Here is a 26,485-nt window from a genome sequence, read left to right as displayed (position 1 = left end):
TGATAATTGAAAGTTATATGTCTCGTAAGTATTTGTCGATAGCGGCAGCAGTTTTGCGGCCGGAGGCCATGGCGCGGACGACGAGGCTGGCTCCGCTGACGGCATCGCCGGAGGCGAAGATGTTTGTGCCTGCCACCCGGTTGGTCGCCGGATCGACGGCGATGTTGCCGCGGGCGTCGACGGCGAGGGAAAGCTCTTTGACGAGGCCCTCCTGTTCGGGGTGGACGAAGCCCATCGCGAGAAGCACGAGGTCGGCTTCGATCACTTCCGTGCGGCCGGTCTTACGCATTTCCGGACGGCAGCCTTCTTCGTCGGGCAGCCATTCCACCTCTTCGACTTCGACGCCTTTCAAGGTGTTCTTGTCGCCGGTGAAGCGGACGGAGGCGAGGTTCCAGCGGCGGATGCATCCCTCTTCGTGGCTGCTGCTCGTTTTCAGCACCTGCGGGTACAGGGGCCAGGGCGTTGCGGGGTTGTGTCCGACGGGCGGCTGGGGCATGATCTCGATTTGTGTCACGCTTGCGGCCCCGTGGCGGTTGGCGGTTCCGACGCAGTCGCTTCCCGTGTCGCCGCCACCGATGACGAGGACTTTCTTGCCCTTGCAGTTGATGATGCTTTTAGGCGGAATGGCGATCCCTTCGAGGATGCGGTTCTGTTGCGACAGCAGTTCGAGAGCGAAATGGACGCCTTTCAGGTTGCGCCCTTCGATGGGGAGGTCGCGCGGCACTTCGGAGCCGATGGCGACGCAGACGGCATCGAACGTCGAGGCGATCTCTTTCGCAGACACTTCGCTGCCGACCATCGTATTGACTTTGAACACGATCCCTTCCTGCTCCATCAACCGGATGCGGCGGTCGATGATGTTCTTCCCTAATTTGAAGTTCGGAATACCGAAGCGGAGCAGGCCGCCCGGAAGTTCGTACTTCTCGAATACCGTCACTTCATACCCCCGGCGGTTCAGTTGGTTGGCGGCTGCCAGCCCGGCGGGGCCGCTGCCGATCACCGCCACCCGTTTGCCGTTGCGGACGGGGCGGACCGGTTGGACGTATCCTTCGCGGAAAGCAGCTTCCACGATGGAGGCTTCGTTCTCGCGTATCGTGACAGGTTCGTCACAGCTTAGTTTCAGCACACAGCTTTTCTCGCAGAGGGCAGGACAGATGCGTCCCGTGAACTCCGGGAAGTCGCAGGTCTGCTCCAGCACATGGAAGGCTTCGCGCCATTTGCCTTTATAGAGAAGGTCTTGCCATTCGGGTTGTTTGTTGCCTAACGGACAAGCCCAGTGGCAGAAGGGCACGCCGCAGTCCATGCAGCGGGAGGCCTGTGTGCGGCGGTCGCTGCTGTTCAGCGTTTGTTCTACTTCACTAAAATCGTCGATGCGTTCGTGGACGGGACGATATCCGGCTTCTTGCCGGGGTATGGTGAGGAATGCTTTCGGATTTCCCATGTTGGTAATTGAAAATTGAAAATTGAGAGTTGAAAGTTGACAAGACTCAATCGGTTGTTTATATTGATACTGTTTCTTACTTCAATGTGTTGCCTGGACAGGTACGGGTGTCGTATCTTATAAGGACGGCCACCCCTCACGCATACGTGAGGCCGGTCCTCACTTGTCGGGTGTGTCGCCCCTTTGCTTAGTAGTCGCGCTGCATCTCGGCGATCTTCTGCTGCAACTTCTTCATCTGCTCTTCCTGCAAGACCTTTTTGTATTCGATCGGGACGATCTGGATGAACTCATCCACATACTTGTCCCAGTTGTCGAGCATCTTGCCTGCGAGGTGGCTGCCGGTGAAATGGTAGTGCTTGCGGATCAGTTCGTGCAATTCCTTGCGCGTCGTGCTGTCTTCGATCAGCGAGAGTTCGACCATCTCCATGTTGCAGTAGTAGTCGAAGTCCCCTTCCTTGTTCCACACATAGGCGACACCACCGCTCATGCCGGCGGCGAAGTTGCGTCCTGTCCGTCCGAGGACCACCACACGGCCTCCGGTCATATACTCGCAACAATGGTCGCCGACCCCTTCCACAACGGCGATAGCGCCGGAGTTTCGCACGCAGAAACGTTCGCCTACACGCCCGTTGATATACACTTCTCCGCTTGTCGCCCCGTACATCAGGGTGTTTCCGGCAATCGTGTTGTTCTCGGCCACGAAGGTAGACCGTACCGGAGGCATCACGCTGATGCGCCCGCCGCTCAGTCCTTTGCCTAAATAATCGTTGGCTTCCCCTTCGAGGCGGAAGTTGACGCCGTGCGCTAGGAAGGCACCGAAGCTCTGGCCGGCAGAACCTTTGAATTTGATATTGAGCGTATGTTCCGGCAGTCCGGCGTTGCCGTACCGTTTGGCAATCTCGCCGGAGAGCATGGCGCCTACCGAACGGTCGGTGTTGGCGATGGCATAATCCAATGAAACCTCCTGCTGGTGTTCGATGGCCGGCATGGCATGATGGATGATGTCGCGATCCTTCACGTTGCCGGTCAGGTGCACCTGCTCCGTCGTATGCCGGATGGCGTTCATGGCAGCCTGTGCCGGGACGTGCAGCAACTTGGTGAAGTCGAGCAACGCATATTTGCCGGATGCAGGCGGCATAGGGGACACGGAGGAACGCCGGTCGATCAGATCCGTGCGCCCGATGATGTCGTCCAGTTTGGTGAAACCCATCTCCGCCAGATATTCCCGTACCTCTTCGGCGAGGAAGGTGAAGAAGTTCACCAAGTATTCGTGGCGGCCGTGGAAACGCTTGCGCAGTTCCTCGTCCTGGGTGGCGACGCCTACCGGACAGGTGTTCATGTGGCATTTGCGCATCATCACGCAGCCCAACACGATCAGGGCGGAGGTGGCGAAACCGAACTCTTCGGCTCCCAACAGGGCCATCAGGACGATGTCGCGACCGGTCTTCAACTGCCCGTCGGTTTGCAGGCGGACCTGCCCGCGGAGGTTGTTCATGACTAATGTCTGCTGCGTCTCCGACAATCCCAGTTCTGGAGGCAGTCCGGCATAGCGGATGGAGCTCATCGGCGAAGCACCCGTTCCCCCTTCGGCCCCCGAGATAACGATGCGGTCGGCTTTTGCCTTTGCCACCCCCGCAGCGATCGTCCCGACGCCGCTTTCCGATACTAACTTCACGCTTATCTCGGCACGCGGGTTGACGTTCTTCAGGTCGAAGATCAGCTGTGCCAGGTCCTCGATCGAGTAGATATCATGATGGGGAGGAGGGGAGATCAGCGAGATGCCGGGGATGGAGTGGCGCGTCCGGGCGATCACGTCGTTCACCTTGAATCCCGGCAGCTGTCCGCCTTCGCCCGGCTTTGCGCCCTGGGCGACCTTGATCTGTATCTCGTCCGCATTCACAAGGTATTCGGCCGTCACGCCGAAGCGACCGGAGGCTACCTGCTTGATGGCGGAGCGGAGGGAGAGGCCGTCTTCGCGGGGAGTGAAGCGGGCGGAGTCTTCGCCGCCTTCCCCGGTGTTGCTGCGGCCGTGTATCAGGTTCATTGCCATCGCCATCGTCTCGTGCGCCTCCTTGCTGATCGAGCCGAAGCTCATGGCGCCTGTGACGAAACGCTTCATGATCTCGCTTGCCGGTTCCACCTCTTCGATCGTGACGGGCTTCCCTCTGCGGACGGCCAGGAAGTCGCGGAGGAAGACCGGTGCGTCCTTCCCATCGACGAGATGCGTATATTCCTTGAATTTCTTATAGCTGCCTAAGCGGGTTGCCAGTTGGAGGGCCGAGATCGTCTCCGGGTTCCACGCGTGCTTCTCGCCGTCTTTGCGGAAACTGTAGAGCCCTTTGTGCTCGAGCGTCAGGCTGTCCACCGCTTCACCGAATGCCTGGTGATGCAGGGCGGTGGCGTCGGCGGCTATCTCCTGCAGGCGGATACCGCCTATACTGCTGGCCGTCCCGCCGAAATAGGCGTCGATGAGTTCCGACGAGAGGCCGACCGCTTCGAACAGCTTGGCGCCGCGATAACTGCGGATCGTGCTGATCCCCATCTTGCTCATTACCTTGAACAGGCCTTTGCAAAGCGCCTTGATGTAGTTCTTGCGCGCCATCTCGTAGTTGAGCTGTATCTCCTGCCTGTCCACCATATCCTGTAGGATGGCGAACGACATATACGGGTTGATGGCGCTTGCCCCGTAGCCCAGCAGCAGGGCGGCATGCATCACTTCGCGCATTTCCCCCGTCTCCACCACCAATGCGGTCTGTACGCGTTTCTGCACGGAGACCAGGTGGTGGTGCACGGCGCTGACGGCAAGAAGCGATGGGATGGGAGCATGGGTTTCGTCTACATCCTTATCGCTCAGGATGATGTAGTTCACGCCGTCAGCCACAGACTGTTCCGCCTGCTTGCAAAGTAGGTCGAGGGCGGTTTTCAGCCCTTCGCTGCCCCGCGACACTTCGAAGAGCATCGGCAGCTTGACGGACTTGAAGCCTTTATAGCGGATATTGCAAAGGATATCTAATTGTGTGTTGGTCAGTATCGGATGGGCGAGGCGCACCATCTTGCAATGCGCCTCGTCAGGGATGAGGATGTTGCTCCCTACGGCGCCGATATATTCCGTCAGGCTCATGACCAGCTCTTCGCGGAGCGGGTCGATCGGCGGGTTCGTTACTTGGGCGAACTGTTGGCGGAAATAGTTGAACAGCAGTTGCGGGTGTCCGGAGAGGATGGCCAGCGGCGTGTCGTTTCCCATCGAACCGACCGGTTCTGCGCTGCCTGTGCACATCGGGGTGATAATGCGCTCGATGTCCTCGCGGCTGTACCCGAAGGTGCGCAACATCCGGTCATATCCGGCAATGGTGTGCGGGACGCGGCGTCCCGACTTCAGTTCGTCCAGTTCCACCCGGTTGTTTGCCAGCCAGACGCGGTAGAGCTGTGCGTCGGCAAGCTGCTTTTTTAGTTCGCCGTCGTAATAGATCTTGCCTTCTTCCGTGTCGACCAGCAGGATTTTGCCTGGTTGCAAGTGGCCCTTTTCCTCGATCTCACCCGGCTCGAAGTCCATCACGCCTACTTCGGATGCCACGACCATCATGCCGTTCTTCGTGATCAGGTAGCGTGCCGGGCGCAAGCCGTTGCGGTCGAGCATTCCTCCGGCATACCGTCCGTCGCTGAAGAGCAGGGCGGCCGGGCCGTCCCACGGTTCCATCAGGATGGAATGATATTCGTAGAACGCTTTCAGGTCTTCGGATATCGGGTTTTTCTCGTTGAAACTTTCCGGAACCAGCATCGCCATGGCATGCGGCAGGCTCATGCCGGACGCCACGAAGAACTCCAGGACGTTGTCCAGCGAGGCGCTGTCGCTCATACCCGGCTGGACGATCGGGCGTATTTCGTCTATGTTCGGGATGCGGGGCGACGAGAGGACACTTTCACGGGCTTCCATCCAACCCCGGTTGCCCCGTATCGTATTGATCTCCCCGTTGTGCGCCAGGAGGCGGAACGGTTGTGCTAAGCTCCAGGTCGGGAATGTGTTCGTGCTGAAGCGGGAGTGGACGAGTGCCAGCCCGCTTGTCAGGTAGTGGTTGGTCAGATCCGGGAAGTAGTGGCGAAGCTGCATCGATTCCAGCATACCTTTATATATAATGCTCTTGGTGGAAAGCGACACTACGTAGAAATCTTCCCTGCCCGGTATCTCGGAAGCGGCCACCCGTTTCTCGATCCGTTTGCGGATGATGTAGAGTTTCAACTCCAGCGCCTGCTGGTCGTCGCATCCGGTGATGAACACCTGCTTGATATCCGGCTCCGTGTCCTGTGCGTCTTTTCCTAAGATATCCGTGTTGACAGGGACTTTGCGCAGGTGCATCAAGGTCAGCCCTTCCTTTTCGATCTCTTCGATCATGATACTGAGGATGGCCGAACGCTCTGTCTCACCTTTCGGAAAGAAGACCAGCCCGGTTCCATACTTGCCCTTTTCCGGCACGGGGATGCCTTGCAATAAGATAAATTCGTGCGGGATTTGCAGCAGGATGCCTGCACCGTCGCCGGTCTTGTTATCCGCTCCTTCCGCACCGCGGTGCCGCATATTTTCCAATACCTTAAGGGCAGACTCTACAATGTCGTGCGATTTACCACCGTGGATGTTTACGACCAGTCCTACGCCGCAAGCGTCATGCTCGTTGGCAGGATCGTATAATCCTTGTTTGTTGTTCAAATGGCTTCTTTCTTTCATCATTTGTTGACCTTATGTTTGTGTAATATCTGTTTTATCTGTCAAAATGTTTGGCAAATATATTGTATTTGTTTCAAAATGTAATACTGATAAGGGTGAATAAGAAGGGACTTCTTTATTTCGGGAGGCGGTTTGTTTCTATTTGAAATAATATTGCTGAATTGTGTGATAATTTGTAATGTTATCTCTGGGTGATAGTGTAAAAATGAAAGTGATGCCTATTTTCTGTGGAAATAATCAAAATGGTAATAAAAGTAGATTTGTTGTATCTTTTTGTCCTCCTTACTTGTCGTCTTTTGATTTTCGGATCAGCCTGCGAACCGGGCCGATAAGATCGGTGGCTGTCTCTTTAAATATATGAAAGATATCAGGGAAGGAAAGACTGTTACCCCTTTTCGATACACACGCCAGGGGAAAGGTAAAGGCGAGGATGGAGTGAAATTTACCGGACGCAGGCGGGTGCGGAAAACGCGTACCTCTGCGTCCGGTAATGTTATATATTAGGTTACACCTGTAATACCAGAATAAAGCGGCAACCTTTTTTGTACTCGGAATCGATGGACAATGTACCGTTTATCTTCGAGGCGATCAGGGAGCAGATCGGTAATCCCAGTCCGTCGCCATCTGCCAGATCCTTGATCCCGGTGAAAGGTTTGAAGATCGTCTCCTGCTTTTCGGCAGGAATGCCCGGGCCGTTATCGGTAACGATAAACTGGCAGATATGGGCTCCTTTCTTTTTGAATTCCAGTTTTATTTTGCCGGAGGTCGTGTAGATCGTTGCATTTTTCAGCAGATGCAGCAAGATGCGTTGCAACTGTTCGGCATTTGTTTTGATTTCGATCTTCGGGACATCCGTGGTGACTTCGACATCAGGGCGGACATCCTCTTTTATCTGTTCCATCACTTTCTCGCAGAAGGTACTGACATTAAAGGACTGTGTTTCGTAGGTTTCCAGTAGGGAGTTTTCAAGGGAAGAAAGTTCTTGTATATGGGTACCGAATTGTTTTAAGGCATCGACACGGGTTTGTATCGCCTTCGCCTGCCCGGGTGCGGCGGCTTGCAATCCGGTTACCGACTTGCTCATCTCGTCCAGTGTCGGTTCCATCTGTGCCGATATGCTTTGGATGAATCCGGTCTGTTGTTCGCTGTGTTCGGTGATGGTCCGGATAATCTTTTTCAGTTTCCGGTTCAGGATAATGAAACGCATAACCAGGAATGCCAGGAACGCCAGCGCGGCAACAAGTATGGCGGCCAGCGTGCAGAGTCCGGCGATGATGTACTGCTTGGCGGATAGTTGATCGTCTTTTTCCTGTATCGTTTGCAGGCTGCTGTCGTATTTTTGTTGCAAGGCTCCCAATTTGTCCTCTGCGGTAAGCATCTTAACGGAATCGGTCCATACCATGTATTTTTCGTAGGTCTGCTCCATCAGCGAGGTGTTATTGGCCTTACGTGCAATCGCGATCAGGTTTTGATAGCATTCGCTGACCTTACCGTATTCCTTTTTTTCCCGGTATTGGCTGATCAGTTTATTGAAGGCCGCATCTCCCTCATTCTTCTGTCCGAAGATATAGAAGTACTCGGTTTTTGTGTACAACAACTCTTCGGAAAGTTCGGGGCTGCCTGATTCTTCGGCCAGATTGTCCAACGTGTTAAGCTGAAGCTGTGCCTGTGCCGCGTTTCTCAGCTTGATGTACATTTGCAGGCGTTCTTTTGTTATCATAAAACGCAGGTCGTACAGTTTCTTTTGTTCCGCCTGCTCCTGATTCGCCACTATCTGGCCCATTTGCCGGCAAAGGTCGAACGCCTCCTGGTAATAGTTCTCGCGGTAATAGAGGGATGCCGCCTGTGTACCGCATTCGATTGCCTGCGTTATTTTTCCTTCATTTGCATAATCTTTATACGCCTGGATATAAAGATAGCGGGCTTTCGTATAGTCTTTTTTCTCAAAGCTACTTTGTGCCTGTTGTTTAAAATTGTCCGCTATGTTTTGTGCCTGAAGGGGAACACAAAAACAAATAATGAGGGTGATAATAAAGTAGTAAATTTTCATAATTTGAATTTTAACGTTAGACAAATATAGAAATTCTTTGTAATAATGGGTATGAAAATGTTAGATTTTTTAGAACATCAGTCATATATAGCAGTTTAATTATCTGTAGCATCAAAATCAGAGTATGATTGTCTCTTGTGATAATGTAATCTGTATGGTCGATATTGGCTTTTTATGTCGTTCGTTTCGTTTGAATTCGGACTTTGTGTAATGAACATCGGCTGAAATTTAAGCAATACGATCTTATGGACTACATAATATAAGGAATAATCTATCCCCGCTACAAGAAAACTTATCTACATAGGCATAAAAACATCGGAGTGCCTATCAATTCTGTAATCAGTGCCAGTGATTATAAAATCAGTGTCAGCAATTATATAATCACAACCACTGATTATAAAGTCACTGACACCGATTACAGAATTAGCAGGCACTTAAGAAAGAATTATTCGGGACAAAAACGGTTTTTTCTCTCCATAGAAATAAAGAATTGTTACTGCCGGATTTGGTGCGGTTGCCCTAATACCTTATAATAAGTAGCGCCGGTTAAGAATTTCTGTATTTGACTTTTTGTATCGGGACACCAATACCGCCTCCCAAAGAGTAGCGCAGCGCAACAGTATGCAAAAGGTGGCAACCTTCGTAAAGCATTATAGGGGAGTGGATATGCCGCATTTTATTTATAAAGTCGATTCGCATAAATAACTTACAGTGATTGCGGTTGTCCTGATGGGATAAAGGTTGGATTCCCCGGAACAAAACCGCCCCGATAATGATTATATACAAAAAGTCCTTTGCTTTCTTACAATCCGTATGCGGCGAAAGGGCTTTTTCTTTTTATTTGATAGGTTTGTCGAAAGAATATCGTTTTATAAAATAATTTAACTAAATGACGGATAAAATGATTATTTCTATTAATGTGTCAAATAAATTTCGTTTGTATGAACATTATGTAATATAATGTAAGTATCTTTGCAGTCGAAATAAACAAGATAGAACCAAATGGAAGTACTTAAACACGAGTGTGGAGTCGCCATGGTCCGGTTACTAAAGCCTTTGGAATATTATCATCAGAAGTATGGAACCTGGATGTATGGGCTCAATAAGCTCTATTTGTTGATGGAAAAGCAGCATAACCGCGGTCAGGAGGGAGCCGGTTTAGCATGCGTCAAGTTGGAAGCCAGCCCCGGCGAAGAATATATGTTTCGGGAAAGAGCATTAGGCACAGGAGCCATTACCGAGATATTCGCCGCCGTTCATGAGCATTACAAAGATTTGCCGCCCGGTAAACTGAATGATCCGCTTTTTGCTAAAACAAACCTTCCTTTTGCAGGAGAGCTTTACATGGGGCACCTGCGTTACAGTACGACCGGTAAATCCGGTATTTCCTATGTCCATCCTTTTTTACGCCGTAACAACTGGAGAGCCAAGAACCTCGCTCTTTGCGGTAATTTCAATCTTACTAACGTACAGGATATTTTTGAAGAGATAACAGCCATCGGCCAGCATCCGCGCGCCTATGCCGACACCTTCATCATGCTGGAACAGGTGGGACACCGCTTAGACCGTGAGATCGAACGCCTGTACCGGAAGTTCGAAGCCGAAGGGTTGAAGGGAATGGAGATCACGAATGCGATCGAGGCGAATGTCGACCTGTCGAATGTCCTCCGGCGTTGTGCCCCGCAGTGGGACGGCGGTTTCGTGATCTGCGGGCTGACCGGGAGCGGCGAGTCTTTCAGCGTGCGCGACCCCTGGGGCATCCGTCCGGCGTTCTATTATGCCGACGACGAGATCGTGATCCTGGCAAGCGAACGCCCGGTGATCCAGACGGCCATGAACGTGCCTGCCGCGGACGTACACGAACTGAAGAGGGGGGAGGCGCTGATCATCAACAAGCAAGGCGACTGGCATACGTCGCAGATCATGGAGCCGAAGGAGAATAAGGCCTGCTCGTTCGAACGCATCTACTTCTCCCGCGGGAGCGACCGGGATATTTACCGCGAACGGAAACGGTTGGGCGAAAACTTGGTGCCTGCCGTCCTGAAGGCAGTGGACGGTGATCTGAACCATACGGTCTTCTCCTTTATCCCGAATACGGCGGAGGTCGCCTACTTCGGGTTGCAGGAAGGCATGAACGAATATCTGAACAAGAAGAAAAAGGAATGGATCGCCGATCGCAGCCACCTGCTTCAGGAGGAAGAACTGGAACAAATCCTGTCCATGCGCGTCCGGTGTGAAAAAGTGGCGATTAAAGATATAAAATTGCGTACTTTTATAGCCGAAGGAAACAGCCGCAACGACCTGGCCGCCCATGTGTACGACATCACGTACGGCAGTATCGTGCCTTTCGAGGACAATCTGGTCGTGATCGACGACAGTATCGTGCGCGGTACGACGCTCCGGCAGAGCATCATCGGCATCTTAGACCGCCTGAACCCGAAGAAGATCGTGGTGGTCAGTTCGTCTCCGCAGGTGCGCTATCCGGATTATTACGGTATCGATATGTCCCGCATGAGCGAGTTCATCGCGTTCAAGGCTGCCGTGGCGCTTCTGGCAGACAGGGGGATGGAATCCGTCTTGCTCAATGCTTATAAGAAAGCCAAGCAACAACAGTCCGTGCCGTGCGATGCGACCGTGAACTATGTGAAGGAGATTTATGCGCCTTTCACCGACGAGGAAATCTCGGCCAAGATGGCAGAACTGCTTACCCCCGCCGGGACACGTGCGAAGGTGGAGATCGTCTACCAGACACTCGAAGGGTTGCATGCCGCCTGCCCCGATCATCCGGGCGACTGGTATTTCTCCGGCGATTACCCGACACCGGGCGGCGCGCGAATGGTGAACGAGGCGCTTATCCATTATGTGGAAATGGAAAATTGAAAATGGAAAATTGAAAAATAGAATAAGAATGACAAGAAAAACAGCAACATTGGTCTTAGACGACGGAAGCATGTTTCACGGCTTCTCTTTTGGTTTCGACAAGGCAGTGGCCGGCGAGGTGGTGTTCAACACCGCTATGACCGGTTATCCCGAAAGCCTTACCGATCCTTCGTATGCCGGGCAGCTGATGGTTCTGACCTATCCGTTGGTCGGAAACTATGGGGTGCCTCCTTTCTCGATCGAAGAGAACGGCTTGCCGACCTTCATGGAGAGTGAGAAAATCCATGCAGAGGCGATTATCGTGAGTGACTATAGCGAAGAATATAGCCATTGGAATGCTGTCGAGAGCCTTGGCGACTGGCTGAAGCGTGAGATGATCCCCGGAATCACCGGTATCGACACCCGTGCACTGACGAAGAAGATCCGGGAACATGGCGTAATGATGGGACGTATCCTGATCGACGACGAGACGGGGGCGAAGTATGGCGGTATCGCCGGATTGCAAATGCAAGTGGGCAGCCTGCATATGCCCTTCGAGATGCCGGACTATGGTAGCATCAACTATGTGGACCGTGTGAGCTGTAAAGATATTATCTGCTACCAACCCGGCGGGACGGAAATGTCGTTTCCGGCAAGGACGTTCGGTAACACCCAAATTGCAACTCTCAACCCCGAATTGAAGCGTGTCGTGCTTCTCGATTGCGGTGTGAAGGCCAATATCATCCGCAGCCTCCTGAAGCGGAATGTGGCGGTGATACGTGTCCCCTGGAACTATGATTTCAACCAACTGGAGTACGACGGGCTTTTCCTATCGAATGGTCCCGGCGACCCGGACACTTGCGATGCGGCTGTCCAAAATATCCGTAAGGCACTCGGTGGAGACAAACCGATCTGTGGCATCTGCATGGGAAACCAGTTGCTTGCCAAAGCCGGCGGCGCTTCTATCTATAAACTGAAGTACGGCCACCGCAGCCACAACCAACCAGTGCGCATGGTGGGGACGGAGAAGTGTTTCATCACTTCCCAGAATCACGGCTACGCGGTGGACAATGACACGTTGGGGGCTGACTGGGAACCGCTCTTTATTAATATGAACGACGGGACAAACGAAGGAATCCGGCATAAGACGAAGCCTTTCTTCTCTTCCCAATTCCATCCCGAAGCATGCAGCGGGCCGACCGATACGGAGTTCATCTTCGATAAGTTTGTCGACCTGCTCTAAACTTCTGTCCGGGAGGGTATCTCCGGGTATGCCCGTAGACGACCTCCGGGCGTAAGGGGAGTGGAGCTCCGGGCATACCCGGAGACACCCTCCCTAAAAAATGTTAACGAATAAAAGAGTCCGAAAAATGAAAGAAGATATAAAGAAAGTCCTGATACTCGGAAGCGGCGCCCTTAAGATCGGCGAAGCGGGCGAGTTCGATTATTCAGGCAGCCAGGCTTTGAAAGCCATTAAGGAAGAGGGAATCCAGACCGTGCTTATCAACCCGAACATCGCCACGGTGCAGACTTCGGAAGGGGTGGCAGATACCGTTTATTTCCTGCCCGTTACCCCCTTCTTCGTCGAAAAGGTAATCGAGAAGGAACGCCCCGAAGGCATCTTGCTCGCTTTTGGCGGCCAGACGGCGTTGAACTGTGGTGTGGCGCTTTACCAGAGCGGCGTGCTGGAAAAATATAACGTCCGTGTGCTCGGTACCCCGGTACAGGCCATCATGGATACGGAAGACCGCGAACTCTTCGTCCGCAAGCTCGACGAGATCGGCGTGAAGACGATCAAGAGCGAAGCGGTGGAGAACGCCGAGGATGCTCGCCGGGCGGCTGCCGGGTTGGGCTATCCGGTGATCGTCCGTGCCGCATACGCATTGGGCGGTCTCGGCTCCGGCTTCTGCGACAACGAAGAAGAATTAGACGTGCTGGTCGAAAAAGCCTTCTCTTTCTCTCCCCAGGTGTTGGTGGAAAAGAGCTTGAAGGGGTGGAAAGAAGTGGAATATGAAGTGGTGCGCGACTGTTTCGACAACTGTATCACGGTCTGCAACATGGAGAACTTCGACCCGCTGGGCATCCATACCGGCGAAAGCATCGTGATCGCTCCGTCGCAGACGCTGACCAACAGCGAATATCATAAACTGCGCGAACTGGCGATCCGGATCATTCGCCATATCGGTATCGTGGGCGAATGTAACGTACAGTATGCTTTCGATCCTGAGAGCGAAGACTACCGCGTGATCGAGGTGAACGCCCGGCTATCCCGTTCGTCTGCGTTGGCATCGAAGGCAACCGGTTATCCGCTGGCTTTCGTTGCCGCCAAGTTGGGACTGGGTTACGGCCTGTTCGACCTTAAAAACTCGGTGACGAAGACGACAAGCGCTTTCTTCGAACCGGCTCTCGACTATGTGGTCTGCAAGATCCCGCGCTGGGACTTGGGCAAGTTCCACGGCGTGGCCCGCGAATTGGGGTCAAGCATGAAATCGGTGGGCGAAGTGATGGCCATCGGCCGTACCTTCGAAGAGGCGATCCAGAAGGGGCTTCGTATGATCGGGCAGGGCATGCACGGCTTCGTGGAAAACAAGGAACTGGTGATCCCCGACATCGACAAGGCGCTCCATGAACCGACCGATACCCGCATCTTCGTTATCTCGAAAGCATTCCGCGCCGGATATACCGTCGACCAGATACATGAATTGACGAAGATCGACAAATGGTTCCTGCAAAAACTCTACGGAATCATGCAGACCGATAAGGAACTGCGCGCCTTCGATATGAAAGGCATCGAGCGTTGGCGTTTGAATCCGGAACTCGTTCGCAAGGCGAAAGTGCAGGGTTTCTCCGATTTCCAGATCGCCCGTGCCCTCGGCCTTGAAGGGAATATAGAAAAAGGTATGATGCAGGTACGCCAGTTCCGTAAAGAGCACGGTATCGTCCCGGTCGTGAAGCAGATCGATACGTTGGCCGCCGAATATCCGGCGCAGACGAACTACCTGTACCTGACCTATAGCGGTACGGAAAACGATGTGCAGTATCTGGGCGACCATCGCTCCATCGTCGTGCTGGGTTCCGGTGCTTACCGGATCGGCAGCTCGGTCGAGTTCGACTGGTGCGGCGTGCAGGCGTTGGAAACGATCCGTAAGGAGGGCTGGCGTTCGGTGATGATCAATTACAACCCCGAAACGGTTTCGACCGACTATGATATGTGTGACCGCCTTTACTTCGACGAACTGACCTTCGAGCGTGTGATGGATATCCTCGAGCTGGAAAATCCGCACGGCGTGATTGTCTCGACAGGCGGCCAGATCCCGAATAACCTGGCGATGCGCCTCGACGAGCAGCATGTCAATATCTTAGGGACATCCGCCAAGAGCATCGACAATGCCGAGGACCGCGAGAAGTTCTCCGCCATGCTGGATCGTATCGGTGTGGACCAGCCGCGCTGGAAAGAGCTTTCGTCGATGGAGGATATCAACGAGTTTGTGGCCGAGGTCGGTTTCCCGGTCTTAGTCCGTCCGAGCTATGTGCTGAGCGGTGCCGCCATGAATGTCTGCTCCAACCAGGAGGAACTCGAGCGCTTTCTGCAACTGGCGGCCAACGTGTCGAAGAAGCATCCGGTCGTTGTCAGCCAGTTCATCGAACATGCCAAAGAGGTCGAAATGGATGCGGTGGCCGATAAGGGCGAGATCGTCATGTATGCCATCTCCGAACATATCGAGTTTGCCGGCGTGCATTCCGGCGATGCTACCATCCAGTTCCCGGCACAGAAACTCTACGTCGAAACGGTACGCCGCATCAAACGCATCAGCAAGCAGATCGCGAAAGAGCTGAATATCTCCGGCCCGTTCAACATCCAATATTTGGCGAAAGGCAACGAGATCAAGGTGATCGAATGCAACCTCCGGGCGAGCCGTTCCTTCCCCTTCGTCAGCAAGGTGCTAAAGATAAACTTCATCGAACTGGCTACCCGCATCATGTTAGGTTTGCCGGTCGAGAAACCAAATAAGAACGAGTTCGACCTCGATTATGTCGGCATCAAAGCCTCCCAATTCTCCTTCAACCGCTTGCAGAAAGCCGATCCCGTCTTGGGGGTCGACATGGCTTCGACGGGTGAGGTAGGCTGCATCGGCGACGATGTTTCCGAGGCGGTCCTGAAGAGTATGCTCTCCGTCGGTCTCCGCATCCCTGAAAAGAATATTCTGCTCTCGACGGGTACGCCGAAACAGAAAGTCGCCATGCTGGATGCCGCCAAGATGCTGGCCGCGAAAGGGTACAACCTCTTCGCCACAGGTGGGACGCACCGCTTCCTTGAAGAAAACGGCATCCCCAGCACCGAGGTCTACTGGCCGAGCGAAGTGGGTAAGGAGCCGCAGGCACTTACCATGCTCCACGAAAAAAAGATCGACATGGTTGTGAACATCCCGCGTGACCTTTCTGCCGGTGAGTTGGACAATGGCTACAAAATCCGCCGTGCCGCTATCGACCTGAACATCCCGCTCATCACGAATGCCCGTCTGGCAAGCGCCTTCATCGAAGCATTCTGTACGCTGAGTATGGACGATATACAGATTCGGAGTTGGCAAGAGTATAAATGAACTGTTACTTTTGGCTTGACCCAAAAGTAACCAAAAAGTCAAGGCTTAACCGTCCTGGCTACTCCGGGCAAAGACTACGCTGTCGCCTGCGGAACTCGCTTCGCTCAGACAGCGCAGGCTCCGGACGCTTCGTCTTTACCCTCCGCTTTACGCCTGTCCGCTTAGGCCTTTCTTAGAAAGCTGCGCTTTCTGTGGGGATTGCCGACACCGGCAGTTCTTCTGCGTCCTCCGTGTCAAGCACGGGGACAAGCCTGTTCCCGCACTTGATGCGGGATCGCAAAAGAGCTGTCGGTGTCGGCAATTCCCAAAGAGCCATCAGGCTCTATTTCCGGCCTAAGCTGGTGAGCGTTAAGCGTAGAGACCGGAGTGAGCGTTCGGAGCGTCTGCTGTTTGAGCGAAGCGAGTTTCAGACGCGACAGCGAACGAAGGGAACGAAGTAGCGAAGCAGGTTCGGCCTTGATCTTTTGGTTACTTTTGGATCAAGCCAAAAGTAATAGAAATAATTATTACATTTGTGGTAATTAAAATAAACCAATATGAAGATAGGATTATTTATCCCCTGTTATATCAATGCGGTATATCCCGAAGTTGGTGTTGCTTCTTATAAACTATTGAAAAGTCTTGGCTTGGATGTGGATTATCCGTTAGATCAGACGTGTTGCGGCCAGCCGATGGCAAATGCCGGGTTTGAGCATGAATCGGCGGGGTTGGCGTTGCGGATGGAAGAACTGTTCCGTTCGTACGAGTATGTGGTAGGCCCTTCCGCCAGTTGTGTCGCTTTTGTGAAAGAGAACCATCCCGGCATCCTGGAAAAAGCCGGGCATGTGTGTATGAACAGCAAGAAGATTTATGATATCTGCGAGTTCCTGCACGACATCGTAAAGGTGAAAGAGCTGAAAGCCGAATTTCCCCACAAGGTGAGCATCCACAATAGTTGTCACGGTGTGCGGGAGTTGCACCTCTCTTCGCCGAGCGAACGGAATATCCCGTATTTCTCCAAGTTGCGTGACCTCCTTTCCTTAGTGAAGGGCATCGAGATATTCGAACCGAAGCGTATCGACGAATGTTGTGGCTTCGGCGGTATGTTTGCCGTGGAGGAACCCGAAGTCTCCGTCTGCATGGGACAGGACAAGGTGAAGGACCACATGGAAACGGGAGCCGAATACATCACCGGTGCCGACAGTTCCTGCCTGATGCACATGGAAGGCGTGATCAAACGCGACAACCTTCCGATCAAAACGATTCATATTGTTGAAATATTAGCCTCCGGATTATGAGCACAAAACATTCAAAAGCGGCTGCCCGCTTCATCAAGAACCGTAAGCAGGAAGCCTGGCACGACGAAACCCTCTGGATGGTGCGTGCCAAACGGGATAAAATGAGCCACTCGCTCCCCGAATGGGAACGCTTGCGCGAACTGGCCTGTGACATCAAACTCTATTCAAATAGTCATTTAGACACCCTTCTGGAAGAGTTCGAGAAGAACGCCACGGCCAACGGGGCGATCGTCCATTGGGCGAAAGATGCAGCGGAACATAATGCGATCGTCGATGAAATCCTCCAACAACACAAGGCGCATACGCTGATAAAGAGTAAATCCATGTTGACCGAAGAGTGCGGCATGAACGATTATCTGTTCGGGAAAGGGTACGATATCATCGAGAGCGACCTCGGTGAACGCATCCTCCAATGGATGAAACTACACCCCAGCCATATCGTGATGCCCGCTATCCATATCAAGCGGCAGGAGGTAGGCGAAATGATGGAACGCGTGTTAGATACGGAAAAAGGAAATTCGGACCCGACCTATCTGACGCATGCTGTCCGCAAGAATATGCGCGAGAAGTTCCTGACAGCCGATGTCGCCATGACGGGAGCTAACTTTGCAGTCGCTTCGACCGGCGAGATAGTGGTCTGCACCAACGAAGGGAATGCCGATATGGGAACCTCTTTCCCAAATGTCCATATCGCTACGTTCGGCATGGAGAAGATCGTTCCGGATCGGAAGTCGTTAGGTGTCTTCACCCGTCTGCTGGCACGTTCCGGCACGGGACAGCCGATAACTTCCTACACGTCACACTACTGCAAACCGAAAGCAGGGGGTGAGTTCCATATCATCATAGTCGATAACGGCCGGAGCGATATTCTTGCACGTCCCGACCATATCCGCACGCTGAACTGCATCCGTTGCGGGCAGTGCATGAATACTTGCCCGGTCTATCGCCGTACCGGAGGTTATTCCTATACTTATTTTATTCCCGGCCCGATCGGGATCAATTTAGGAATGCTGAAGGACCCGGTGAAATATTCGGACAATGTTTCCGCTTGTTCGTTGTGTCTTTCCTGCTCGAATGTCTGTCCGGTCATGATCGACCTCGGCGAACAGATCTACCGCTGGCGTCAGGATTTGGACAAGGTCGGGAAGGCGAGCACGGAGAAAAAGATCATGTCCGGCGGCATGAAGTTCCTGATGGAACGCCCGAAGCTGTTCAACACGGCTTTGAAGTTTGCCCCGGTGGTCAATGAGATGCCTCGTTTTATGATCTATAACTTTCTGAATGCATGGGGGAAAGGGCGCGAACTGCCCACCTTCGCCAAACAGTCGTTCAACGAGATGTGGAAAAGTAACAAGATAAAATAATACGACAATGAGTAGTAAAAACGATATATTATCCGCTATCCGCCGCCACACCGGCAAACGTTACGAGATGCCGGAACTGACGCTGGATGCCATCACTTACGAAGATAAAATCGCACAGTTCACTGACTCTCTGAAAGCAGCCGGGGGACAAGCCGTCCTGATGCAGCCTGGCGACGATATCAACGATATCATCCGTAGCCATTTTCCGGAGGCAACCCGCATCGCCTCCAATCTTCCCGGTATCACTTGTGCCACCTTCAACCTCGACGATCTCGACGATCCCCGCGAGTTGGATAATACCGACCTTGCCATCGTGGAAGGCCATTTCGGTGTAGCCGAGAACGGCGCCGTCTGGATCACCCGCCAGGTGAAGCATAAAGCATTGTATTTTATCTCCAACAGCCTGGTTATGCTGATAGACCGCAATTCGATCGTGGACAATATGCACGAAGCCTATCGGCGGACGGAAAACATGATGTACGATTTCGGTGCTTTCATCTCCGGCCCGTCCAAAACTGCCGATATCGAGCAGGCTTTGGTTTTTGGTGCACACGGACCGGTCGGGGTATTGGTGATACTGAAATAGGGCTTTTACAAGCTGAAGTTAAATACCTGAAGAATAAATACATTATGAAGAATATAGCTTTTTGGATGCTTTTAAGTGCCTTGTTTGCCCCTTATACCGGGGCACAGGTACATACCTCCCAACAAATGGGCCGCTTCTTGCCTGGCCGCAAACGATAAGGCTTATTTTAACTTTGAACACGAAGAATCAGCCGCACAACCGAACTGGACATTGGCGGAAAAAGAGCCGTGGTTCGAGGTCCAGTCCTATGAATGGGAGTATGAGAAAGGCAGCATAGGCCGCCTTCTCGATGCTTCGGAGTGGAGAATCAGCCAGGCATTCCAGGCTTTTGCTGCCTGGGAGTTGATGAAGAAACAGATCCTGATTGGCTATGACGGCTTTTCCTGGTGCAGCCTCGAATCGGGATCGAATATGTTCACCTACCAGAAACCGTTGACCGACCCGTTCGGCGTTCCCAAACTGGCCTATTATGCCAACCAATCTGTTTTCAAGCCGGTCTGGGCGGGTAGCGGCAACGTCGATGTCGTGTACGGTCCGGGCGATCGTATTGACCCGGTCCTGTTTAACTTGGGACAGCCCCGGACGGTCGACCTCACGATCGAACTGAAAAACGATAAAGGAAAGAGAATCGATCGGAAAGTCTTCAAAAATATCCAGGTCGATGGAGGCAGAACAGTTTTGAACCTGGATGGCTTCCGCTTTAAGACGGTGCCTGACGGATGTTACTTTATTATGTACACAGTGAAGGAATAAGATAATCAGGCATACTAACTTTGTGTCGAAGTTAGTATGCCCGATTACAGTTAATCCACATTTCTCGGCTTATTAAACAACGAAGCAATCCACAATACCAGAATAGCTCCGGCCGTTGCCGTGATCAGGCTGCCGATGATACCTGAAGCCGCAATTCCGAACAACCCGAATACCCAGCCGCCTAACACGCCGCCGACTATCCCCAAAATCAGATTGATTATCACTCCGAAGCCACCGCCCCGCATGATTTTACCGGCAAGAAATCCGGCTACTATACCAATAATAATGTACCATAGAAAACCCATAGCGTTTAAATTTTATGTTATATGATACTATAACCGTTTATAGGCGCAGAATGTTGATTCAGAGGCGTAGCGTGATAAAAGACAAGTTAGCTTTTCCTGATTTATTGGTTAAATCCAGTAATATCTGGTCTTTTATGCTTTTCAGTGGTTATCTGAAAGCCTCTGATCCGGTCTTGACCTCTGAAGATTTGATAGAATACGAGTAGCAGATCCCTAATCGTGAAGTAAAAACAGTTTATCGTACTATCATCCAGAGTTGGATGGAGGTCCGGTTAAAAATGACCGTCTTGTTTTGATGTTGCAGGTGTTGCATGCCGGAGATATCGAGTATTTCGAGGAGATACTGAATGAAAATCTCCATATAAAACAATCTATCCTTATCGATCGCATCTGTAAAAAAAATAACCAGATGCATGAATCGTTACGTAGCATCCCGCCCGATGTTGCGCAGCTTTTCGTGTGTCCGGGAGTATCTTCTTCCCCTCTCGAGAGGAAGCAAGGGAATGTGTAAATATTAAAATGTTAATGTGCGTAAAAAAGGAAAGCGATAAAGAGAGATGACAACATAGAAGTAGAAAAGACGGTTGGCATGATAAGAAATGAATATCAGGATTATATAAAACAAAACACACTCTCTTTCTTATGGAGAAAGAGAGTGTGTATCAAAATGCTTGAATCGGATTCAAAATCGGGTGCTAAAGTAGCATCTTTTAACGAGAATGGCAAAAAGACATTCAATGATCCGTGTCCTGCCGGTTGGAGGGTGATTTCGTATAAGAATTTATATACATTCTTTACCGGGACACCCGGATCGGATGGCATGATATCTGGTAATGCGAATATGGCCAACTCCTCTACTGCCGATGCCGACGGAGGTGCATACTTCTATTATACGGCCAATGGTAGCGGAGAAGCCACTTATGTCCGTATGACGGGTTATTGGAGGTTTTTAGATGAATTTCATTTTGTGGGTGAGAAGGCTATTTTTTGGGTACGCGAACATACCGGAATTACGGGAAAATCAAGTTATGGTTTTTCATTCGTATTAGGAGAGGAGACAAACAGTATGGAAATAGCGAAAGTTTGGTATCCCCAGGATGCCCAAACAACCCGTTGTATCCAGGAACTCCCGTAGGGACGAAAGTACCGGATAAAAAAGGTCCTCCCCGGACCTTGCAGCAACCGGGGAAAACGAGTTCTTTGACATGATGAGATTGATAATAAAAAGGAAAAGGTTCTTTTTATTTCGTGATGTTCCTATAAATAGTTGTATAAAAGGTTGAAAGCTCAAAAAGAATAGTATCTTTGCAGTAAGATATTCATATAAAAATAAATAACTATGGAAAATCAATCTGCATTAGTTCGTTTCGATTGGGCTGTCAAGCGCCTTTTGCGTAACAAATCCAATTTTGTTATTTTGGAAGGTTTTCTTTCTACGTTGCTTGAAGAGAAGATCACGATTGTGCGTCTGCTTGAAAGCGAAGGTAACAAAGATGACTGTGAAGACAAGTTCAACCGTGTAGATATGCTTGCTGAAGACAGCAAAGGCGAGCTTATCATCATAGAGGTTCAGAACAACCGTGAACTGGATTATTTTCACCGTATGCTGTATGGTGCATCCAAAGCTGTCACCGAGTATATAAACGAAGGCCAGGAATATGGTATAATCCGTAAGATCTATTCCATCAATATCGTTTATTTTGAGTTAGGCCAGGGTAAAGATTATGTCTATCATGGTCGTACGGTTTTCAAAGGCATCCACTATGATGATATCCTGCAGCTCTCGGTTCGCCAACGCGAACAGTTTGTCCGCGAGGAGGCAGGTGATATATTTCCGGAATACTATGTTCTTCGTGTCGAAGGCTTCAACGACCAGGCAAAAACACCGCTTGACGAATGGATCAAATTCCTCAAAACCGGCGAAATCGCACATGGTAGCACAGCTCCCGGCTTGCAGGAAGCCAGTGAACGTTTGCGCATAGACCAGCTCAGCCCTTCAGAAAAACAACGTTATTATTCGGATATGGAGGCAATTCGTTACCAACGAAGTGTTATTAAAACAGGTTGGATCGAAGGCCATGCCGATGGTCGAGCAGAAGGTAAAGCAGAAGGTAAAGCTGAAAGCCAACGTCAAATCGCCATCAATTTGAAAAAACAGGGAATCCCGTCCGAAGTAATAGCCCAATGTACAGGTCTATCCATTGAAGACATATCCGCACTTTCGGATTAAAGACTTTTCTCCTTTTTTTATCAATCGCATCTGTATAGAATAACCGGGTGCACGAATCGTTACGCAACATCCTTGTCGGGTGTTGCGCAACTTTTTGTGTGTCTGAAAGTACCTTTTCCTTTCTTCGAGAGGGGGCAGGGGTGTGTGAGTTTTTATGTTGCCCGTGTGTAGCAAGAAACGTTAAAAAAGGAAAGCGATAGTAATAGTAACAGTATAAAAATGAAAAAGGTGACAGATATGATACAAATTGAAAAACAAAGAGATAGAAAGCAAAACACTCTCTCTTTCTTACCGAGAAAGAGAGAGTGTATCAAAATGCTTGATTCCGGTTCGAAATCGGGTGCTAAAGTAGCATCTTTTAACGAGAACGGCAAAGAATAGGGCTATAATTTGATACAATTTAATAATCTTAAAAATCCGAATGCTCTACAGACGTAAATCCCGTTTCTGAGAAAACGCCTGTAACCTGCTGAACAACAATAGCTGCGTACCACACGCTCCAACTCTCTCTTTCTCGGTAAGAAAGAGATTTTGAGAAAGTGTTAAAATGTAACAGATGTAGTAGTGAAAAAACGGTAAAGGGTATGACGAAAAAGAGCATTCAAACACAGAAAAGAGTACTAATGGCAGTAACAACATTATTCATATTGGCAACCGGTTGCGACGACCGTTTCGACTCCCGCGGAGGACATCCGTCTGGGGAGGGGAAAGCGGTGGAAGTAACGCTCTGCATCGGCTTGGCCGACGAGACGGACGCTTCCGCTTTGTCCTCGGCAACCGGGACGAAGGGCAACGGTAGCCAGGCGTTGGACGTCCGATTGGTGTCCGTTTCCCCGACGAAAGCGGTAGCTGATAAGCCGGACAAATTGTATAACCTCGAAATCATACAATATAATTCGAACGGAGCAAAGATCACCAATATGGGAACGACCTCCACGATTGCGAGTGCGGAACTCGGTTCCAAACTGACCGTAACCTTGCAGGCGAGCGACAATTGCCAGCTCTTGATTGTGGCACGAGGCGAGGATGCAGTCATCCCTTCTATAATTAGTAAATCCGATATTCGGAATATCCGTAAAGATAAAGATTTGTTGGTCAGTGCAATCGGGAGTAAGATTAATGCGGTGGGTTTCGGAGCCGGAATTAGTATGAATAATATGCCTTATTTCCTGCATTTGGAGTCGGTTAAAGTCGGTACTGGCGGGGAGATTCAAAGCATTGACGGGCAAAAACTCGATGTCCGTTTGTTGTTGAAGCGCCTTGCTGTCCGGCTGGATGTGGCATGGACTGTCAGCGAGCAAATGATAAGTACTGGTTACGAATTAAAAGAAGTACGCCTCAGCCAGGTTCCTGCCGGTTACCGTCTTTTGTCGGATGAGGAAGATTCGCAGTGGGGGAGAACCTACCCTACGGCTACCGCAGAGTTTGTAGACTTGTACCGTCTGAAAGGTACGGAACTGACCACAGCCAACGGCAAGCAATCCGTCTGGCTTCCCGCCAACGTACGTGGAACTTCTCCGACTGCCACTTCCTTGTATTACCGGAATAAGCAAAACGCCCCGACAGCATCCTCGTTCCTGGAGTTCGTGATGGATAATGCAGGCAAGCAGGAGCGCCTTTACTACCGTGTTTATGTGGGAGGTCCCCGCACTACGGACTTTAACCTGTATGGCAATACCGATTATAGTTATGTGGTCAACATCAACAATGCAAACTATCAGACAGATGCCCGTATTCAGTTGTTGGACCGGACGCCGGTTGTCAGTACGAACCTGGTGCCTACCGCCAACTGCCTGATGATGGAACCGGGCACGAACCTCTGTTTCAATCCTTATAAACATACTTCCGGTACAAACGGCTGGAACGATGAATTGGTTACTAATCCTTCGGGAATTCCTGTTATCAAAACGGAGATTAAGAATGTGAAGGTGCTTTGGCAAAACAAAGACAGTGGCACTTCGGGCGAGTTGGTGATGGGATATGCGGTAGATGCTGAAGACCATAGCAATCTGGCTAACCTTACTAATGGCGACGACATCCAGTCTGCCCGCATCCATGTTAAAGTGCCTGTCACGAATGGGGGCAACGCTCTGATCGCCGCCTATAGTGAAGCAGATAAAGTGGTTTGGAGTTGGCATATCTGGATATCCGGTTATGTTCCTGCTACACTTGGCTCGTTTACTTCCGGTGACGGAGCCAGTCGTACCCATGCCATCGAGGTAGCACAGGAGGGCACTCGTGGGGGAACCGTGCAAGTATATGGCGGCGTTTCGTGGACTGCTACCGACGGCGCTTTCTATAAAAAGGTGATTATGGACCGTAACCTGGGAGCAATACGGGCCGGAATCCAGCACAATAACCTCGATGCCGCCCGTACATTCGGTTTACTTTATCAGGGAGGCCGGAAAGATCCTTTTTACAGTTCGGCAGACGGCACACTGACCCAGATGAAAACGATATATGATTGGGACGGAAAGGGGATAGATATCACTATTCCTCCAGCAAAACCGAATATCCCTTATCAGACGTTGATTGAGAATCCATCGATATTCTATCCTCCCGGAGGAGGCAAGACACTCTATGCCGATAAGTCGGATGCCTGGGGGACAAACGATACAAAAACGATCTATGATCCTTGCCCGGATGGATGGAAAGTTCCGACTCATTCGGCTTCTGACCCCAAGAAGTCGCTATGTGCGGGTTTCGGTTCGTCGAGTGACAATACGATTTATGAAAATGCATACGGTAATAATGATAATATAATGTATTACGATGGTTTGGTACTGACTTCCATGAAAACGAACGGTGGTGTTTCTGCCACAGGAACAGATATTCCCGGTTCGGGCTTCCTTTACTTCGGAGGCTCGGGCGAGAATGATGGTGCCTATACGGAAAAGTCAGCGTTTTTTCCGGGTGTCTCATTACGGGAAGTTACAAATGGAACATATCGGACAGGTGTTAAAAACAATGCTGTATTTCTTTGGACGTCCATCTCCCCAAAAGAAGGGTATAAGCAGATTTACCAGATTCAGAACGGACTGTTTTCTTTTCAGCATCCGGTGGAAGACGGCTACGGTTTTTCCGTCCGTTGCGTGCAGGACAAAGGAAATTGATAAAGGAAAAAGAGGATAAAGGTCCTCCCCGGACCTTGCAGCAACCGGGGAAAACGAGTTCTTTGACATGATGAGATTGATAATAAAAAGGAAAAGGTTCTTTTTATTTCGTGATGTTCCTATAAATAGTTGTATAAAAGGTTGAAAGCTCAAAAAGAATAGTATCTTTGCAGTAAGATATTCATATAAAAATAAATAACTATGGAAAATCAATCTGCATTAGTTCGTTTCGATTGGGCTGTCAAGCGCCTTTTGCGTAACAAATCCAATTTTGTTATTTTGGAAGGTTTTCTTTCTACGTTGCTTGAAGAGAAGATCACGATTGTGCGTCTGCTTGAAAGCGAAGGTAACAAAGATGACTGTGAAGACAAGTTCAACCGTGTAGATATGCTTGCTGAAGACAGCAAAGGCGAGCTTATCATCATAGAGGTTCAGAACAACCGTGAACTGGATTATTTTCACCGTATGCTGTATGGTGCATCCAAAGCTGTCACCGAGTATATAAACGAAGGCCAGGAATATGGTATAATCCGTAAGATCTATTCCATCAATATCGTTTATTTTGAGTTAGGCCAGGGTAAAGATTATGTCTATCATGGTCGTACGGTTTTCAAAGGCATCCACTATGATGATATCCTGCAGCTCTCGGTTCGCCAACGCGAACAGTTTGTCCGCGAGGAGGCAGGTGATATATTTCCGGAATACTATGTTCTTCGTGTCGAAGGCTTCAACGACCAGGCAAAAACACCGCTTGACGAATGGATCAAATTCCTCAAAACCGGCGAAATCGCACATGGTAGCACAGCTCCCGGCTTGCAGGAAGCCAGTGAACGTTTGCGCATAGACCAGCTCAGCCCTTCAGAAAAACAACGTTATTATTCGGATATGGAGGCAATTCGTTACCAACGAAGTGTTATTAAAACAGGTTGGATCGAAGGCCATGCCGATGGTCGAGCAGAAGGCAAAGCAGAAGGTAAAGCAGAAGGTCTGGCCGAAGGTAAAGCAGAAGGTCTGCTCGAAGGTAAAGCTGAAAGCCAACGTCAAATCGCCATCAATTTGAAAAAACAGGGAATCCCGTCCGAAGTAATAGCCCAATGTACAGGTCTATCCATTGAAGACATATCCGCACTTTCGGATTAAAGACTTTTCTCCTTTTTTTATCAATCGCATCTGTATAGAATAACCG

The 26,485-nt window shown here is 50.7% G+C and carries 17 protein-coding genes; 13 read left to right on the top strand and 4 right to left on the bottom strand.

All coding sequences use genetic code 11. The annotated features are described in order from the left end of the window. Positions 1 to 13 precede the first annotated feature (13 nt). Positions 14 to 1,441, bottom strand: coding sequence for a glutamate synthase subunit beta (locus tag ACPYIV_RS08025; protein ID WP_425886298.1), 1,428 nt, complete (start codon positions 1,439 to 1,441; stop codon positions 14 to 16). Positions 1,442 to 1,628: 187 nt separating this feature from the next. Beyond that, on the bottom strand, positions 1,629 to 6,161 hold the full coding sequence (gene gltB / locus ACPYIV_RS08020) for a glutamate synthase large subunit (protein WP_425886507.1): 4,533 nt from the start codon (positions 6,159 to 6,161) through the stop codon (positions 1,629 to 1,631). Positions 6,162 to 6,518: 357 nt separating this feature from the next. On the opposite strand from gltB, the gene ACPYIV_RS08015 reads away from it, so the two are divergent. Next, a complete protein-coding gene (locus ACPYIV_RS08015; protein ID WP_425886297.1) occupies positions 6,519 to 6,665 on the top strand; it encodes a hypothetical protein in 147 nt (48 codons plus the stop codon). 1 nt (position 6,666) lies between these two features. On the opposite strand, the gene ACPYIV_RS08010 is transcribed toward ACPYIV_RS08015, so the two are convergent. Further along, a complete protein-coding gene (locus ACPYIV_RS08010; protein ID WP_425886296.1) occupies positions 6,667 to 8,211 on the bottom strand; it encodes a sensor histidine kinase in 1,545 nt (514 codons plus the stop codon). A gap of 1,002 nt (positions 8,212 to 9,213) precedes the next feature. On the opposite strand from ACPYIV_RS08010, the gene ACPYIV_RS08005 reads away from it, so the two are divergent. The 7 genes from ACPYIV_RS08005 to ACPYIV_RS07975 all read left to right on the top strand — a co-directional run bounded on the left by ACPYIV_RS08005 (position 9,214) and on the right by ACPYIV_RS07975 (position 19,651). Then, entirely contained in the window at positions 9,214 to 11,091 is a 1,878-nt protein-coding gene (locus ACPYIV_RS08005; RefSeq protein WP_425886295.1) for an amidophosphoribosyltransferase, read from the top strand. Positions 11,092 to 11,119: 28 nt separating this feature from the next. Next, positions 11,120 to 12,313, top strand: a complete 1,194-nt coding sequence (carA, locus tag ACPYIV_RS08000; RefSeq protein ID WP_301705179.1) for a glutamine-hydrolyzing carbamoyl-phosphate synthase small subunit — start codon at positions 11,120 to 11,122, stop codon at positions 12,311 to 12,313. Positions 12,314 to 12,440: 127 nt separating this feature from the next. Continuing rightward, the gene (gene carB, locus ACPYIV_RS07995; RefSeq protein ID WP_425886294.1) at positions 12,441 to 15,671 is read left to right on the top strand and encodes a carbamoyl-phosphate synthase (glutamine-hydrolyzing) large subunit; all 3,231 of its coding nucleotides are present in this window, start codon (positions 12,441 to 12,443) and stop codon (positions 15,669 to 15,671) included. A gap of 536 nt (positions 15,672 to 16,207) precedes the next feature. Beyond that, positions 16,208 to 16,948 (top strand): (Fe-S)-binding protein, encoded by a 741-nt coding sequence (locus ACPYIV_RS07990; RefSeq protein WP_293732949.1) that lies wholly within the window; start codon positions 16,208 to 16,210, stop codon positions 16,946 to 16,948. Further along, entirely contained in the window at positions 16,945 to 18,312 is a 1,368-nt protein-coding gene (locus ACPYIV_RS07985; protein WP_293732948.1) for a lactate utilization protein B, read from the top strand. The genes ACPYIV_RS07990 and ACPYIV_RS07985 overlap by 4 nt, the downstream gene beginning before the upstream one ends. Before the next feature lie 7 nt (positions 18,313 to 18,319). Further along, positions 18,320 to 18,898, top strand: coding sequence for a LutC/YkgG family protein (locus ACPYIV_RS07980; RefSeq protein WP_425886293.1), 579 nt, complete (start codon positions 18,320 to 18,322; stop codon positions 18,896 to 18,898). Positions 18,899 to 18,982: 84 nt separating this feature from the next. Continuing rightward, on the top strand, positions 18,983 to 19,651 hold the full coding sequence (locus ACPYIV_RS07975) for a hypothetical protein (protein WP_425886292.1): 669 nt from the start codon (positions 18,983 to 18,985) through the stop codon (positions 19,649 to 19,651). Positions 19,652 to 19,701: 50 nt separating this feature from the next. On the opposite strand, the gene ACPYIV_RS07970 is transcribed toward ACPYIV_RS07975, so the two are convergent. Next, positions 19,702 to 19,956: a GlsB/YeaQ/YmgE family stress response membrane protein gene (locus ACPYIV_RS07970; protein ID WP_425886291.1), complete on the bottom strand. Its 255-nt coding sequence runs from the start codon at positions 19,954 to 19,956 to the stop codon at positions 19,702 to 19,704. Between the two features lie 589 nt (positions 19,957 to 20,545). On the opposite strand from ACPYIV_RS07970, the gene ACPYIV_RS07965 reads away from it, so the two are divergent. The 5 genes from ACPYIV_RS07965 to ACPYIV_RS07945 all read left to right on the top strand — a co-directional run bounded on the left by ACPYIV_RS07965 (position 20,546) and on the right by ACPYIV_RS07945 (position 26,439). Then, positions 20,546 to 21,091: a hypothetical protein gene (locus ACPYIV_RS07965; RefSeq protein ID WP_293732944.1), complete on the top strand. Its 546-nt coding sequence runs from the start codon at positions 20,546 to 20,548 to the stop codon at positions 21,089 to 21,091. A gap of 204 nt (positions 21,092 to 21,295) precedes the next feature. After that, positions 21,296 to 22,186, top strand: a complete 891-nt coding sequence (locus ACPYIV_RS07960; RefSeq protein ID WP_301827949.1) for an Rpn family recombination-promoting nuclease/putative transposase — start codon at positions 21,296 to 21,298, stop codon at positions 22,184 to 22,186. 219 nt (positions 22,187 to 22,405) lie between these two features. After that, complete coding sequence (locus ACPYIV_RS07955; protein ID WP_425886290.1) at positions 22,406 to 22,567, top strand: hypothetical protein; 162 nt, start codon at positions 22,406 to 22,408, stop codon at positions 22,565 to 22,567. 242 nt (positions 22,568 to 22,809) lie between these two features. Further along, complete coding sequence (locus ACPYIV_RS07950; RefSeq protein WP_425886289.1) at positions 22,810 to 25,299, top strand: DUF4906 domain-containing protein; 2,490 nt, start codon at positions 22,810 to 22,812, stop codon at positions 25,297 to 25,299. Positions 25,300 to 25,500: 201 nt separating this feature from the next. Then, on the top strand, positions 25,501 to 26,439 hold the full coding sequence (locus ACPYIV_RS07945; RefSeq protein WP_425886288.1) for an Rpn family recombination-promoting nuclease/putative transposase: 939 nt from the start codon (positions 25,501 to 25,503) through the stop codon (positions 26,437 to 26,439). The last annotated feature ends 46 nt before the right edge of the window (positions 26,440 to 26,485 follow it).

This window comes from Parabacteroides vesiculifaciens, from assembly GCF_049860805.1.
In the GTDB taxonomy this organism is placed as follows: Bacteria; Bacteroidota; Bacteroidia; order Bacteroidales; family Tannerellaceae; genus Parabacteroides.
Note: the sequence above shows the minus strand (reverse complement) of the source record. Positions and strands in the feature narration are given on the sequence as shown.